This window comes from Mycobacterium sp. NPDC048908, assembly GCF_043197955.1.
GTDB lineage: Bacteria > Actinomycetota > Actinomycetes > Mycobacteriales > Mycobacteriaceae > Mycobacterium.
In genome coordinates this window covers 511,801-527,012 of sequence record NZ_JBICUE010000001.1, presented here as the reverse complement: position 1 = coordinate 527,012, position 15,212 = coordinate 511,801, and the positions used below count along the sequence as shown (strand labels likewise).

Genomic DNA, 15,212 nt, shown 5'->3' with positions numbered 1-15,212 from the left:
GCGGGATGGAGACCCGCAAACGGCGGCACATCGACGTGTGCCTGTCCGAGGCGGTCGATTTTCAGACGGTCACCACCGGGTTGGAGCGCTACCGACTGCCGTACAACGCGCTGACTCAGACGGATCTCGGTAGCGTCGATCTGGCCACCGAGTTCCTCGGCGTGCCGTTGCGCGCGCCGGTGTTGATCGGCGCCATGACGGGCGGCGCCGAGCTGTCGGAACTCATCAACCGCAATCTGGCCGTGGCCGCACAGCAGCTCGGCGTCGGCATGATGCTCGGATCGCAACGCATCATGCTGGACAAGGGTGCGGCATCGTCGTCGTTCAGGGTGCGCGACGTCGCGCCCGATGTGCTGTTGATCGGCAACATCGGGCTGGCTCAGCTCAACGCCGTGATGGTCCCCGACCTCGAAACGGCGCTCGACCACGTCGGCGCGAATGCCCTTGCGGTGCATACCAACCCGCTGCAGGAAGCGCTGCAACACGAGGGTGACACCGACTTCTCGGGATCGGTGTCGCGGTTGCGCGACATCGCGGGATCGATCGGTTATCCGGTGATGCTCAAGGAAGTCGGTCACGGCATCGGCGCGGCGGCAGCGGCGGAATTGGTGGACTCGCCCATCGCGGCCGTGGACGTCGCGGGCGCCGGCGGGACGTCGTGGGCGCGCGTCGAACAGTTCGTGCGGTATGGCGAGATTCGCTATCCCGCGTTGGCCGAGTGGGGGATCCCCACCGCGGAGGCCCTGCTTGAGGTGCACCACATGTTGCCCGACGTATCGATCGTCGCGTCCGGCGGCATCCGCACCGGCATGGACGCCGCGAAGGCGTTGGCGATGGGCGCCGACGCGGTGGCGGTGGCTCGGCCACTGTTGGCGCCTGCGATCGAATCGCCTGCGGCGGTGGTTGATTGGCTGCAGCGGTTCATCGACGAGCTGCTGGTGTGCCTGCACGGCTGCGGCGCCGCGAATCTCGCGGCGCTACGCCGCCGCGGGGTCACCAAGCTGTGATTTGTGCGCGTTTCAGAGCGCTCACCGCTCGCGAACGCACACAAATCGCTAGTTGGCGGACACGGCGCCGACCAGTTCCTGGCCCCGCATGCGCTGCGAGATCACCTGAGTGATGCCGTCATCGCGCATCGTGACGCCGTACAGCGCGTCGGCCACCTCCATCGTCGGCTTCTGGTGGGTGATCACGATCAGCTGCGACTGGGACCGCAGCTGCTCGAACAGCCCAAGCAGCCTGCGCAGATTCACGTCGTCGAGCGCCGCCTCCACCTCGTCCATCACATAGAACGGCGAGGGTCGCGCCCGGAAGATGGCCACCAGCATCGCCACTGCGGTCAGCGACTTCTCGCCACCGGACAGCAGCGACAGTCGTTTGATCTTCTTGCCTGGCGGACGGGCCTCGACCTCGATGCCCGTGGTCAGCATGTCATCGGGGTCGGTGAGCAGCAGACGTCCCTCGCCGCCGGGGAACAGCGACGCGAACACCGTCTGGAACTCACGTTCCACATCGGCGTACGCCTCGGCGAACACCTGGAGGATCCGCTCGTCGACGTCGGCGATGACGTCGAGCAGGTCCTTGCGGGCCGCCTTGACGTCCTCGAGCTGGGTCGACAGAAAGTTGTAGCGTTCCTCAAGCGCCGCGAACTCTTCCAGCGCAAGAGGATTGACGCGGCCCAGCTCGTTGAGCTCACGCTCGGCCTTCTTGGCGCGACGCTCCTGGGTGGGCCGGTCGAACGGCATCGGCGCGGGCGCGGTCACCTGTTCGCCGCGTTCACGTGCCTGCTCATACTCCGCCATCTCCAATTCCGAAGGAGGCAACGGCACATCGGGCCCGTACTCGGCGATCAGGTCGGCGGTGGCCATCCCGAACTGTTCGAGCACCGTCGCCTCGAGTTGCTCGATGCGAAGCGCCGCTTGGGCTTTGGCAACTTCGTCACGATGCAGCGAGTCGGTGATCTTGGTGATCTTGGCGGACAGCTCGTTGACTTCCTCACGCGTTCTGGTGAGCGCGCTTGCGCGGTGCTGACGTTCGGCGGCGACCTCGTCACGGGCGCGGGAGGCGACGCCCACCACCGCGCTCAACCGCTGCGCGACACCGCATCCTGACTCGGCCACCGCGGCCGCGACCGCCGCGGCGTGTACGCGTGCCTCGCGCGCCCGCTGGGCACGCAGCCGCGCCTCGCGCTCGGCCGCTGCCGCCCGGCGAAGCGAATCCGCCCGGCCGCGAACGGCATTCGCGCGTTCCTCGGCGGTGCGCACGGCCAGCCGGGCTTCCACTTCGAAGGCGCGGGCGTGTTCCGCGGCGGCCATCGACGCCTGACGGTCAACGGGCTCGGCTTCGAAGGTCGGCTCCTGCTGGGCGTTGTGCAGCCGCTGCTCGAGCTCTGCGAGTTCCTCGACGGTTTGGTTGCGCCCGGCCTCCAACTCGTCGCGCTGCTGGATGAGCCGCTGCCACTCGTCGTCGGCGGCGCGGGCGTCCTGTCCGAGCCTGCCGAGCTGTTCGTAGATCGCCGAGATGGCGGCATCCGATTCGTTGAGCGCGGCCAGTGCCTGCTCGGCAGCGTCCTGGCGGGCCGCCTGCTCGGTCACTGCGCCCGACAGCGCCGCGGACAGCTCGGCGGACTGACGTTCGGCCCTGGCCAATTCGGCGCGCGCCTTCTCGACCTCCGAGGTGATCTCCAGCGTGCTCGGCTTGCGGTCCGAGCCGCCGCTGACCCAGCCGGCGCCGACCAGATCGCCGTCAACGGTGACGGCACGCAGTTGCGGTCGCGACGCGACGAGATCCAGTGCCGCCGACAGGTCTTGCACCACAACGACACCGGAGAGCATCGCGGTGATCGCGCCTTGCAGCCGATGCGGCGCCTCGACGAGGTCGACCGCCCACGACGCCCCGTGGGGCAACGGGTCGCGGGGCGCCGCGTGGTGCGGCCAGTCGCTCAACACGATTGCCGCCCGCCCGCCGTCGGACTCCTTCAGTGCCGCGACGGCCGACCGGGCTGCGCCGAAGTTCTCCGCCGCAAGCGCATCGGCGGCAGCGCCCATCACCGCGGCCACCGCCGCCTCGTAACCGGAGCGCACCTTGAGCAGGTCGGCAACCGACCCGAAAAGCCTTGCGTCACCGTGATTTTGCTGAAGCCAGGCGGCACCGTCCTTACGGTCGAGCCCGACGGACAACGCCTCGATGCGGGCGTGCAGCGAGGCAACCTGCCGCTCGGCGGCGCGCTCGGCGGCCTGCAATTCCGCGACCCGCTCGTCGGCCAGCCGCAGCGCCGCGACCGTGCGATCGTGGTGCTCGTCGAGGCCGACCTCACCGGCGTCGAGTTCGCCGACGCGGCTCTGCACCGTCTCGAACTCGGCCTGCATTTGTTGCGCCTTGGCCCCGGCCTCGTCGATGCCCCCGGTCAGCCGCGCCACGGTTTCGTCGATCGACTCAACGCGGGTGCGCATGGTGTCGACCTGTCCCGCCAACCGCGCCAAGCCTTCGCGACGATCGGCTTCTGCCCGCGCCGCAGCCAGATGGGCGCGTTCGGCCTCTGCGGCGACGCGCTCGCATTCCGACAGTTCAGCGCGCGCCGATTCCAGGTGCGCCCTGGATTCGGTCAATTCGGCGAGCAGTCGCCGCTCCTGCTCGGCCACCTCGTCGGCTTGGGCCTCGAGGTCATCGGGATCGGGACCGGTGGAGGCTTCGGGCTCGGCCTCGAGGTGCTGCGCGCGCTCAGTCGCGATGCGCACCGTCGCGCTGACCCGTTCGGCCAGCGCCGACAGCCGGAACCACGTCTGCTGGGCGGCCTCGGCGCGCTCGCTGAGCGTCGTGACCGCCGCTTCGTGGGCATTCAACTCGACAGTCTTGGCTTCGAGTAGGCCCGCCGCCTCGTCGTGTTCGCGGCGCAGGGTGGTTTCGGCCTGATCGGTGTTGTCGAACTCCGCCTTGCGGGTGACCAGATCGTCGGCGGCCAGCCGAAGCCTGGCGTCGCGCAGGTCGGCCTGGATGGTCTGGGCGCGCCTGGCCATCTCGGCCTGCCTGCCGAGCGGCTTGAGTTGGCGGCGCAACTCCGTGGTCAGGTCGGTCAGCCGGGCCAGGTTGGCCGACATCGAGTCGAGCTTGCGGACCGCCTTTTCCTTGCGCTTGCGGTGCTTGAGTACGCCGGCTGCTTCTTCGATGAACGCCCTGCGGTCTTCGGGGCGCGACTCGAGGATCTCGGAGAGCTTGCCCTGGCCGACGATGACGTGCATCTCCCGACCGATACCGGAGTCGGAAAGCAGCTCCTGGATGTCCATCAAACGGCAACTGCTGCCGTTGATTTCGTACTCACTGGCGCCGTCGCGGAACATCCGCCGGGTGATCGACACCTCTGAGTACTCGATCGGCAGCGCGTTGTCGGAGTTGTCGATGGTCACGGTGACTTCGGCGCGCCCCAGCGGAGCCCGCGACGACGTCCCGGCGAAGATGACGTCCTCCATCTTGCCGCCGCGCAGCGTCTTGGCGCTGTGCTCGCCCATCACCCAGGTGAGCGCGTCGACCACATTCGACTTGCCCGACCCGTTGGGGCCGACAACGCAGGTGATGCCCGGCTCGAAGCGCAGAGTCGTGGGTGCGGCAAAGGACTTGAAGCCCTTCAGCGTCAGACTCTTGAGGTGCACAACGCGCCACACTACCGCCGCGGAGGCTAACGTTCGGTGAACCCCTGAAGCGAGTCGCCCGGTTCTGACCAGTCCGCGATGACCTTGTCGACCCGCCCCGGGGTGTGGCCGCCCTGTAGCAGGTCAAGCAACTTTTCGCAGGCGTCGCGTTGACCCTGCGCGACCACCTGGACACGGCCATCGGGCCTGTTCGAGGCGTATCCGACCAGGCCGAGTTCCAACGCTCGTGAGCGGGTCCACCACCGGAAACCGACGCCCTGGACGTAGCCGTGTACCCACGCCGTCAGCCGTACCTCAGCTAACTCCTGCATCACCAACCTCAAACGTCACTTTTGTCCCAGATTGCAGGGTGCGGCCGACCGTGCACACCTGCTCGATCGCCCGCTCGACGACCGTGAGTACCCGCGCCACCTCGTCCGCAGACAATCCTGAAAGGTCGAGTTCCATGCGCTCCTCGAGCAGGGGGTACCGCTCCTGTTCGCGGTCCGCGGCCCCGGACACCTTGATCGTCGTCTTGTAGTCGTCGCCGAGGCGGCGGCGCAGGGGCGCATCGCTGGCCATCCCGCTGCAGGCCGCCAACGCGATCTTCATCAGCTCGCCGGGGGTGAAGACGCCTTCGACGTCCTCGTTGCCGACAAGCACTTCCGCACCGCGCGTGCTGCGCCCGGTATAACTGCGCACGCCCGTGCGCTCAACCCACAGTTCGGTCACGCCTTATTTCTACAGCGCCCGCCGCACCGGCATTCCCCAGCCACGTGGCCAGCCGAAATGCACGTTTTGTAGGGAAAGTGCGAGTGACGCCGGACAAAACGTGCATTTCGGCGAAACTCGTGGCAGTCAGGCCCGGCGGACGCGCGGGCGCGGTTGGCATTTCGGGCAGTAGAACGATGACCGATTCATGAACTTTTCCCGCCGCATCACCGCGCCACAACGCCGGCAGGGCTCACCCTCGCGGCCGTAGGCATCCAGCGACCGGTCGAAGTAGCCGGACTCGCCGTTGACGTTGACATACAGCGAGTCGAACGACGTGCCGCCCTGTCCAAGCGCCTCCGACATCACCTCCGTGGCCGCGTCGAGCAACTCCGCCAACTTCGCCCGAGACAGCGACGACGCCAGCCGCGCACCGTTGACACGCGCGCGCCACAGCGCCTCGTCGGCGTAGATGTTGCCGATGCCCGACACCACGGTCTGGTCGAGCAGCTGCCGCTTGACCTCAGAATGCTTGCGGTGCAACACCGTAACGACGCCATCGCGGTTGAACGCAGCGTCGAGCGGATCGCGGGCAAGGTGCGCGACGGGCAGCGGCACCTCGGTGCCGTCCACCGTGACGAGGTCCGCGAGCATCCAGCCGCCGAACGTGCGCTGGTCGACGAAGCTCAGCGCGGTGCCGTCGTCGAGCAGCGCGGCGATGCGCAAGTGGTTCTCGTTGGGCACCTCACCCAGCAGCATCTGCCCGCTCATGCCGAGATGCACCACCAACGCGGCGCCATCGTCCAACGTCAGCCACATGTACTTACCGCGCCGCCCGGTGCCGGTGATCTTCGCGTCGAGCAGCCGAGCGGTCAGGTCGGCCGGACCCGCCTCGTGCCGACGCACCGCACGCGGATGGTGGACTCGCACCGCGGTGATGGTTTTGCCCGTCACGTGGGCCGCCAATCCGCGCCTGACGACCTCGACTTCGGGCAGCTCAGGCATCTACACCGGTGGTGGAGAGTGCGGTCCACGCGGCGGCGGCCGCCTTCAACTCGGCCTCCTTCTTGGTCCGCCCTACGCCCTTGCCGTACTCGATGTCGGCAACCACGACCGTCGCGGTGAACTCCTTGTCGTGGTCGGGGCCGGTGGAGGTCACCACATACGACGGCGCTCCCATGCCCCGCGAGGCGGTCAACTCCTGCAGGCTGCTCTTCCAGTCCAAACCCGCGCCGAGTGTCGGGGCGGTGTCGAGCAGAGTGCCGAACAACCGCATGATCACCTCACGCGCGACACTGATGCCGTGCTCCAAATAGATTGCGCCCAAAAGTGATTCGACGCCGTCGGCCAGGATGCTCGACTTGTCGGCACCGCCCGAGTGCTCCTCACCCTTACCCAACAACAAATACGCTCCGAGACCGTCGTCGGAGAGCTGCCTGCCGACGTGGGCCAGCGCTTGGGTGTTGACGATGCTGGCGCGCAGCTTGGCCAGATCGCCCTCCGAGCGGTCGGGGTGCCGATGGTAGAGCTCCTCGGTGATGGTCAGGCCCAGCACGGCATCGCCGAGAAACTCGAGGCGCTCGTTGGTCGGCAGCCCACCGTTCTCATACGAATAGCTGCGATGGGTCAGCGCGATGGTCAACAGTTCGGGGGGTAGATCGACACCCAGGGCTTTGAGCAGCGGTCCCCGATCCGTCACGGCTTGTCCTGGTCCAGCAGACCTGCGAGCTTGGCCCACCGCGGATCGATCTGCTCGTGGTGATGCCCCGGTTCCGCTTCCCCCTCCAGACTGGCCAGCGGCACCCCGCACTGCGGGCACAGCCCCTGACAATCGGGTCCGCACAGCGGCGAGAACGGCAGCGCCAGCCCGATCGCGTCGATGATCGGCTGCTCCAGGTCGACGGAATCGTCGATCACGCGGCCCACCTCGTCGGACTCGGTGGTCTCATCGGTGGTGCTGTCCGGATAGGCGAACAGTTCGGTGAGGTGGATTTCGACGTCGCCGGTGACCGGGGTCAGGCAACGCGCGCACTCACCGGCCGTCGGCGCGGATACCGTCCCGCTGACCAGCACCCCCTCCGACACGGATTCGATCCGCAGATCCAGCGTCAGCGGCGCACCTTCCTCGACCCCGATCAGGTCGAGACCGATGCGCGACGGGCTGGACACCGTCTCGGAGAAGGTCATCATCGAACCGGGCCGACGACCCAACCGGGAAATGTTGATTACCAGCGGCGACCGTGAGGCGCGGCGCGCCGCCGCATTCGCATGCGTCGCCATGGATGTGAATTCTACGGCCGGCCCTCGGGCCCGTGACTACCGTGCGGCGTAGTCGTGAGTGCCCGCCGCAGTGCGAAGCTGATGACGCCCGCGGCCCACCGAGCGCAGCGTTCCGTTCAGGAAGTCCTCGAACTCCGCGAGCTTGCTGTCGACGTAGATGTCGCACTCGCCGCGCAGGCGGTCGGCCTCGGCGTGGGCCGAGTCAATCAATCGGGTGGCTTCTGCCGTTGCGGTCTGCACGATCTCGGTCTGCGACACCAGCCGCTGTTGCTCCTTGATGCCTTCCTGCACGGCCTTCTCGTAGGCCAGGTTGCCGTTCTCGATCAGCCGGTCGGCCTCGGTTTTGGCGCGGCCCGTGCTGGCCTCGTACTCACGTTTGGCGGTCGCGACAACGCGTTGTGCCTCGTCGCGGGCCTCTGCCACCATCCGCTCGCTGTGCTGACGGGCCTCGGCCACCATCCGGTCGGCCTGCGCCTTGGCGTCGGCGAGCAGCCGGTCGGCCTCGGCGCGCGAATGGTTGATCAACGAATCGGCCTCGGCGGTGGCGGTCGCCACCATCTGGTCGGAGTGCTCCTTGGCTTCACGCAGCATCCCGTCCCTGGCGTCGAGGACGTCTTGGGCGTCATCGAGTTCACCGGGTATGGCGTCCTTGATGTCGTCGATCAGCTCGAGGACATCGCCGCGCGGCACCACGCAGCCCGCCGTCATCGGCACGCCGCGGGCTTCTTCGACAATCGCGCCCAACTCATCGAGCGCTTCAAAAACTCGGTACACGGCAACACCCTCCAGGCGTAGTTGACAGTTACTAGTGTGCCTGGTGTTACCCGTGTGACTCAGCTTCCGGGGCCGGTGTGTCGCCGTGACCCTTTTGCTACGCCTGCGCTCCCCCAGGCCGCAACTCCCGTCTGAATTGCTTGGCCGACATTATGTCAACACGTTGCGCCGACGCCACGACCGCCGCCTTCAGCAAACCGAAAACGCCCGTGGCCCGCAGGCGAAAGGCGGCTTCAGTCAGGTTCAGCACACTCAGGACACTGCCTGCTTGATCAGGTCCCTGGCCCTGTCGAGCATCGACGCGAACGGCCCGGCAGCGAAGTTCATCTTCGCCGACTCGACACCCGGGTGCGGACGGGTGGGCGCGATCGCCTGGGCCGCCTGCACGGCCTTGACCATCCTGCCGAGGTCGTCTTTGTCCAACTCGCGCTGCAGCTTGTTGAACTCGTCGTTCTCCTCATGTTCGGCGTGGTCTACCACCGCGTCGCGGAACTTCGTCAGCTCGTCGATGAACTCCTTGGACGAAACGTCCATGCCCTCCAGCTTGGAAAGCTGTTCCTTGGCCGCGTGCTCCTCCTTCAACCGGGCGTCCACGATCTCGTCGCCATTGGCGACCTCGCGGCGTGCCCGCGGGTGCACCACCATTTCTTCGGCGGTCTCATGCACCGCCAACAACTGGCGAAGGTCTATGAACGCCTTCTCCCTGGCCTTCGGCTCAGACGCCGAGAACACCTCTTCGAACAAGTCTTTGATCAGGTTGTGCTGGTCCTTGAGGAACTTCACGACGTCGTCCGTCGACTGAACAAATGTTTCGACCACGGCGATACACCTCCGCTATTCGTGGGTTTGACTGGGCGCAAGGGGGCTGAGCGCCACCGAACACCTACCCGCGGAGCGCTGTGATTAACCCTTGAGCTTCGCCCGCAGGCGCACGTTGACCGGCTCAGGCAACAGTTGGGAGACGTCACCGCCCAGCGTCGCAACCTCTTTCGCCAGCGAGGAGGACACGAACGAATACTGCGGCGTGGTCGCGACGAAGAACGTGTCCACGCCCGCGATGTGCTTGTTCATCTGGGCCATCTGCAGTTCGTATTCGAAGTCGGTACCGGTGCGCAGACCCTTGACGATCGCGGTCAGTCCATGGGCCTTGACGAAGTCGACCACCAGTCCCTGGCCGGACTCGACCCGCAGGTTGGGCAGGTGCGATGTCGACTCCTGGATCATCGCCATGCGCTCGTCGAGGCTGAACATGCCCTGCTTGTTCGGATTGACCAGCACCGCGACCACGACCTCATCGAACTGGGCGGCGGCGCGCTCGAAGATGTCGACATGGCCGAGGGTCACCGGGTCGAACGATCCAGGGCAGACGGCGCCACTCATGATCGGAGACGCTACATGGCCACTAGGTGCGCTCAGCCAACTCGATGCGGGTGTCGCCGTACCGACGTGTCGGCCATGGCCGCCAACCGTCGGGCCAGAGCAGCTCGGGCGCTTGCGTTCCCCGTTCCACGACGACGACGGTGCCTGCGCGCGCCCATCCCCCGGTGTCCAACGCGGTGAGCATGGCCTCGACCTCCGCGCCAGGGGCGTCGTACGGCGGGTCGGCGAAGACGAGGTCGACCGGCCGCGTCGCACCGCCCGCCAAGACGGCGGCGACGGGACCGCGCCGCACGTCGGCGCTCCGCACGCCCAACGCGGCGATGTTCTTCGCGACGACCGCGGCGGCGCGGGTGTCGGATTCGACGAACACCGCCGACGTCGCTCCCCTGGACAGCGCCTCCAGACCCAACGCTCCCGAACCCGCGTACAGGTCGAGCACCGCGGCGCCCGTGAAGTCGATGCGCGACGTCAGCACGTTGAACAGCGACTCACGGACCCGGTCAGTGGTTGGTCGAGTTCCGGTGCTCGGCACAGCGATTCGCCTACCACCGAACGCGCCGGCGACAATGCGGGTCAGCTGACCACCACCAACAGGTCGCCGCCTTCGACCTGTGCGGTGGCCGACACCGCGACGCGGCTGACCTTGCCTGCCTTGGGAGCGGTGATCGCCGCCTCCATCTTCATCGCCTCGATGGTGGCGATCGTCTGGCCGGCCTCGACCTGGTCGCCGTCGGACACCCCGACGGTGACCACACCGGCGAACGGCGCCGCGACATGATCGGGGTTGGCGCGGTCGGCCTTTTCGGCGGCAGGGATATCGCTGGCGATGCTGCGGTCGCGCACGACGACCGGCCGCAGTTGGCCGTTGAGGATGCACATCACCGTGCGCATGCCACGTTCGTCGGCCTCGGAAACCGCTTCGAGTCCGATCAGCAACTCGACGCCGCGCTCCAGCTTGACGCGGTGCTCGTCGCCGCGCCGCAGACCGTAGAAGAACTGGTTCGCCGACAAACTCGAGGTGTCGCCGTAGGTTTCCCGGTGCGCCTCGAATTCCTTTGTCGGGCCGGGGAACAACAGCCGATTCAGGGCGGCCTGTCGCGTCGGGCCCGCCTGGGTGAGCGCCGCCTCGTCGTCGGCGGACAGTTCGTCGGTCGGCTTGGCCGGCGGGCGCCCGGCCAACGCCTTGGTGCGCAAGGGTTCCGGCCAGCCGCCAGGCGGGTCGCCGAGTTCACCGCGAAGGAAGCCGATGACCGAGTCCGGGATGTCGAATTTCGCAGGGTCGGCGGCGAATTCGTCGGCGGTGACACCCGCTCCGACCAACGCCAACGCCAGGTCGCCGACCACCTTCGACGACGGCGTCACCTTGACCAGCCGGCCCAGCAGACGGTCTGCGGCCGCGTAGCTGGCCTCGATCTCCTCGAACCGGTCACCGAGCCCGAGGGCGATGGCCTGCTGGCGCAGGTTCGACAGCTGTCCACCGGGAATCTCGTGGGTGTACACCCGCCCTGTCGGGCCGGGAACTCCGGATTCGAACGGAGCGTAGACCTTTCGCAACGCCTCCCAATACGGCTCCAGATCGCAGACCGCCGACAACGACAGCCCGGTGTCGTATGCGGTGTGTGCGGCCGCCGCCACGATCGACGACAGCGATGGCTGGCTGGTGGTGCCCGCCAACGGTCCCGAGGCGCCGTCGACAGCGTTGGCGCCGGCCTGCCACGCCGCCAGATAGGTGGCCAACTGTCCGCCGGGTGTGTCGTGAGTGTGCACGTGCACGGGCAGATCGAACCGGCTACGCAGCGCACTGACCAACTGATGGGCGGCCTGCGGACGCAGCAGTCCCGCCATGTCCTTGATCGCCAGCACATGCGCGCCCGCTTCGACGATCTGCTCGGCCAGTTTGAGGTAGTAGTCCAGCGTGTACAGGTTCTCGCCGGGGTCGGACATGTCACCGGTGTAACTCATCGCGACTTCGGCTACCGCAGTTCCGGTTTCGCGCACAGCGTCGATTGCGGGTCGCATCGAGTCGACGTTGTTCAACGCGTCGAAGATGCGGTAGATGTCGATGCCGGTGGCCGTGGCCTCCTGCACGAACGCGTGGGTGACCGTCTCCGGGTATGGGGTGTAGCCCACCGTGTTGCGTCCCCGCAGCAGCATCTGCAGGCAGATGTTGGGCACCGCCTCGCGAAGCGCGGCCAACCGTTCCCACGGGTCTTCCTTCAGAAAGCGAAGCGCCACATCGTAAGTCGCTCCACCCCAGCACTCGATGGACAACAGCTGCGGGGTCATCCGCGCGATGTAGGGCGCGACCATCAACAGGCCGGTGGTGCGAAGCCGGGTAGCCAGCAGCGACTGGTGCGCATCGCGAAACGTCGTATCGGTGACACCGACGGACTTCGACTCACGCATCCACCGGGCGAAGCCCTCGGGCCCGAGCTCGGTGAGCAGCTGCTTGCTTCCACGCTGCGGTGCCGCGTCGAGTTCGATCTGCGGCAGCTTGTCGTGCGGATAGATCGTCGACGGCCGCGGGCCGTGCGGTTGATTGACCGTGACATCCGCGAGGTAGTTCAAGATCTTGGTGCCGCGGTCGGCGGGTGTTCGCGCGGCCAGCAGATACGGCCGCTCGTTGATGAACGACGTTGTCACGCGTCCGGCGCGGAAGTCCGGATCGTTGACCACCGCTTGCAGGAACGGGATGTTGGTCGAGACTCCGCGGATGCGGAACTCAGCCAGCGCGCGGCGCGCCCTGGCCACCGCAGTGGAGAAGTCGCGACCGCGACAGGTGAGCTTGACCAGCATCGAGTCGAAGTGCGCGCTGATCTCGGCGCCGAGGTGGGTACCGCCGTCCAGCCGGATGCCCGCCCCGCCGGGCGTCCGGTAACCCGTGATCCTGCCGGTGTCCGGCCGGAAACCGTTGGCCGGATCCTCTGTGGTGATCCGGCACTGCATGGCCGCTCCGTGCAGCTGCAGCGAATCTTGGCTCAACCCAAGTTCTTCCAACGACTCGCCGTCGGCGATGCGCATCTGACTGGCGACCAGGTCGACATCGGTGATCTCTTCGGTGACGGTGTGTTCCACCTGGATCCGCGGGTTCATCTCGATGAACACGTAGTGGCCGCGCTCATCGAGGAGGAACTCGACGGTGCCCGCGTAGGTGTAGTCGATCTGGCGGGCGAACGCGACGGCGTCCGCGCATATCTTGGTCCGCAGCTCGTCGGGCAGGTTCGGCGCAGGTGCCAGTTCGATGACCTTCTGGTGCCTGCGCTGCACGCTGCAATCGCGTTCGAACAAGTGCATGACGTTGCCGTGCCGGTCGGCCAGGATCTGCACTTCGATGTGACGCGGATTGATCACCGCCTGCTCGAGGTACAACGTCGGATCCCCGAACGCCGACTCGGCTTCACGCGAGGCGGCCTCGATGGCCTCCGGCAGCGAGGTGATGTCGGCGACGCGCCGCATGCCGCGCCCGCCGCCGCCCGACACCGCCTTGACGAACAGCGGGAAATCCATCGTCGCCGCCGCCGCCATCAGCTCATCGGCCGACGACGACGGCGCCGACGAGGTCAGCACCGGCAACCCGGAGGCCCGCGCCGCCGCGATGGCGCGCGATTTGTTGCCCGCCAGCTCGAGGATATCGGCGTTGGGACCGATGAACGTGATGCCCTCGGCCGCACACGCCGCAGCGAGGTCCGGATTCTCCGACAGGAAGCCGTAGCCGGGGTAGATCGCGTCAGCGCCGGCTTGCCTGGCGACGCGGACGATTTCGTCGACCGACAGATACGCCCGAACCGGATGGCCCTTCTCGCCGATCTGATACGACTCATCGGCTTTGAGCCGATGCAGCGAATTGCGGTCCTCGTACGGGTAGACCGCCACGGTCGCGATGCCCATCTCATAGGCCGCCCGGAAGGCACGGATCGCGATTTCCCCGCGGTTGGCGACCAAGACCTTCGAAATCACCTGTTGACCCTATCGCCCGGAGGCCCCGCGGTGTCCCGCGGTCAGAGCAGGGTGGACCAGTAGTCCCAGAAGCGGACCAAGATCATCAGGATCAGTGCGGTGAACCACAGTGCGACCAGCGACCACCGCCACGTGTACAGCACCCGGGCAACCGAGTTCGACCGCAACGGCTGCAGCGCGACGGACGCGGCGACGACGAACAGCGGAATGGTCACGGCCCACACCGCCATGCAGTACGGGCACAGCGCGCCGATCCGGTAGAGGCTCTGGAAGATCAGCCAATGGACGAACACCACGCCCAGCAGGGTGCACCCGGCAAGGGCCGCCCAATACCAGCGCGGCAACCTCGCATTCGCCAGCGCGACCACGCCGGTGACCACCACGACCGTGAACGCGACGATGCCGATGAGCGGGTTGGGGAAACCGAAGGCCGACGCTTGCGGCGTCACCATCACCGAACCGCACGACAAGACGGGGTTGATGCTGCACGACGGGACGTAGTCGGGGTTGATCAGGATCTCGATCTTCTCGACCGTCAGCGTGAGCGCGGCGGCCAGGCCGACGACGCCGGCGATGAGAATCCAGACGGCGCTCGCCCTGCGCACCGGCACCCGGTTCGACTCATCCGACGAGGGTTCGGCCGGCTGGACGTCGCTGCTGGGTGCGGTGGCGGTCATGGCGCGGCGGGGGCCGGGGCCTGGGCGGGGTTGGGCGCCGGTGCCGGCGGTGCGGCGCCGTCGAGACCCGGTACGTTGCCGACGGTTTCCTTGATCTTGGCGACCAGCGCGTCCGGCGTCGTAGGCGAGTACTCCTGACCGTTGATCTTGATGGTCGGCGTCGCTTCGATGCCTGCGGCCTGGGCCAAGCCCTGCGCCATCTCGGTATAGCGGTCCTTGTTGATGCAGTCCGGCACACCGCCGGCAACGCCGGCCTGGCGGGCGATCTCGATCAGCCGGGCGTTGTCAGGAAACGATGCCGCCCCCTCGTGGGGCTGCTGGGCAAAGAGCGCGGCATGGAAACGGCGGAAGGCTTCGTTGGATTCGTCCGCGACGCAGTAGGCGGCGTTGGCGGCCCGTGACGAATACCCGTCGCCCTGACGATCCAGGATGGCGACCATGTAGTAGTCGGCGGCCACGGCGCCGGTGTCGATGAGCTTGTTCACGGTCGGACCGAACTGCTGCTCGAACACGCCGCAGTGCGGGCAGAGGAAGTCCTCGTACATCGAAAGCACGACCTTGGGCTCGTCGCTGCCTTCCTTCTTGATGACATTGCTCGACGCCACGCGGACGGCCTTGGTCTCACCGGACTGGGGCTTCTTGTCGTTGGACAAGACGATGTACCCCACCAGCACGACGGCGAAGATCACCACGATCGAGGTCAGCCCGATCTGGATCGCCAGGTTGCGCTTGCGGTCGGCCGCCTTCAGGTCGTAGCTGGCTTGCTTCTTGGGTTTGGTCGCCACGGGTCAAGAGTACCGGCGGCTCA

The 15,212-nt window shown here is 67.0% G+C and carries 14 protein-coding genes; 1 reads left to right on the top strand and 13 read right to left on the bottom strand.

The genetic code is table 11. The annotated features are described in order from the left end of the window. Positions 1-5 precede the first annotated feature (5 nt). A complete protein-coding gene (fni, locus tag ACGFK1_RS02605) occupies positions 6-1,007 on the top strand; it encodes a type 2 isopentenyl-diphosphate Delta-isomerase (protein ID WP_393426304.1) in 1,002 nt (333 codons plus the stop codon). 48 nt (positions 1,008-1,055) lie between these two features. Here the strand turns inward: fni and smc are convergent, their stop codons facing one another. The 13 genes from smc to ACGFK1_RS02540 all read right to left on the bottom strand — a co-directional run bounded on the left by smc (position 1,056) and on the right by ACGFK1_RS02540 (position 15,189). Continuing rightward, a complete protein-coding gene (gene smc / locus ACGFK1_RS02600) occupies positions 1,056-4,646 on the bottom strand; it encodes a chromosome segregation protein SMC (RefSeq protein ID WP_393425118.1) in 3,591 nt (1,196 codons plus the stop codon). A 26-nt stretch (positions 4,647-4,672) separates the two neighbouring features. Next, complete coding sequence (locus ACGFK1_RS02595; RefSeq protein WP_393425115.1) at positions 4,673-4,957, bottom strand: acylphosphatase; 285 nt, start codon at positions 4,955-4,957, stop codon at positions 4,673-4,675. Continuing rightward, a complete protein-coding gene (locus ACGFK1_RS02590; protein WP_393425113.1) occupies positions 4,941-5,357 on the bottom strand; it encodes an OsmC family protein in 417 nt (138 codons plus the stop codon). Before ACGFK1_RS02590 ends, ACGFK1_RS02595 begins: the two co-directional genes overlap by 17 nt. Before the next feature lie 126 nt (positions 5,358-5,483). Beyond that, on the bottom strand, positions 5,484-6,341 hold the full coding sequence (mutM, locus tag ACGFK1_RS02585) for a DNA-formamidopyrimidine glycosylase (RefSeq protein WP_393425110.1): 858 nt from the start codon (positions 6,339-6,341) through the stop codon (positions 5,484-5,486). Beyond that, the gene (gene rnc / locus ACGFK1_RS02580) at positions 6,334-7,035 is read right to left on the bottom strand and encodes a ribonuclease III (protein ID WP_393425107.1); all 702 of its coding nucleotides are present in this window, start codon (positions 7,033-7,035) and stop codon (positions 6,334-6,336) included. The genes mutM and rnc overlap by 8 nt, the downstream gene beginning before the upstream one ends. After that, a complete protein-coding gene (locus ACGFK1_RS02575; RefSeq protein WP_393425104.1) occupies positions 7,032-7,616 on the bottom strand; it encodes a YceD family protein in 585 nt (194 codons plus the stop codon). The genes rnc and ACGFK1_RS02575 overlap by 4 nt, the downstream gene beginning before the upstream one ends. Positions 7,617-7,652: 36 nt before the next feature. After that, positions 7,653-8,390: a cell division protein SepIVA gene (gene sepIVA, locus ACGFK1_RS02570; RefSeq protein ID WP_393425101.1), complete on the bottom strand. Its 738-nt coding sequence runs from the start codon at positions 8,388-8,390 to the stop codon at positions 7,653-7,655. Positions 8,391-8,642: 252 nt separating this feature from the next. Then, complete coding sequence (locus tag ACGFK1_RS02565) at positions 8,643-9,209, bottom strand: hemerythrin domain-containing protein (RefSeq protein WP_393425097.1); 567 nt, start codon at positions 9,207-9,209, stop codon at positions 8,643-8,645. Positions 9,210-9,293: 84 nt separating this feature from the next. Further along, a complete protein-coding gene (gene coaD, locus ACGFK1_RS02560) occupies positions 9,294-9,770 on the bottom strand; it encodes a pantetheine-phosphate adenylyltransferase (RefSeq protein ID WP_393425094.1) in 477 nt (158 codons plus the stop codon). 22 nt (positions 9,771-9,792) lie between these two features. Next, the gene (gene rsmD, locus ACGFK1_RS02555) at positions 9,793-10,347 is read right to left on the bottom strand and encodes a 16S rRNA (guanine(966)-N(2))-methyltransferase RsmD (RefSeq protein WP_393426301.1); all 555 of its coding nucleotides are present in this window, start codon (positions 10,345-10,347) and stop codon (positions 9,793-9,795) included. Beyond that, positions 10,344-13,727 carry a pyruvate carboxylase gene (locus ACGFK1_RS02550; protein WP_393425091.1) on the bottom strand — a complete coding sequence of 1,128 codons (3,384 nt, stop codon included), beginning with the start codon at positions 13,725-13,727 and terminating at the stop codon, positions 10,344-10,346. The genes rsmD and ACGFK1_RS02550 overlap by 4 nt, the downstream gene beginning before the upstream one ends. Positions 13,728-13,768: 41 nt before the next feature. Continuing rightward, positions 13,769-14,404, bottom strand: coding sequence for a vitamin K epoxide reductase family protein (locus ACGFK1_RS02545; protein ID WP_393425088.1), 636 nt, complete (start codon positions 14,402-14,404; stop codon positions 13,769-13,771). Then, the gene (locus ACGFK1_RS02540) at positions 14,401-15,189 is read right to left on the bottom strand and encodes a DsbA family protein (protein WP_393425085.1); all 789 of its coding nucleotides are present in this window, start codon (positions 15,187-15,189) and stop codon (positions 14,401-14,403) included. Before ACGFK1_RS02540 ends, ACGFK1_RS02545 begins: the two co-directional genes overlap by 4 nt. Positions 15,190-15,212: the final 23 nt, after the last annotated feature.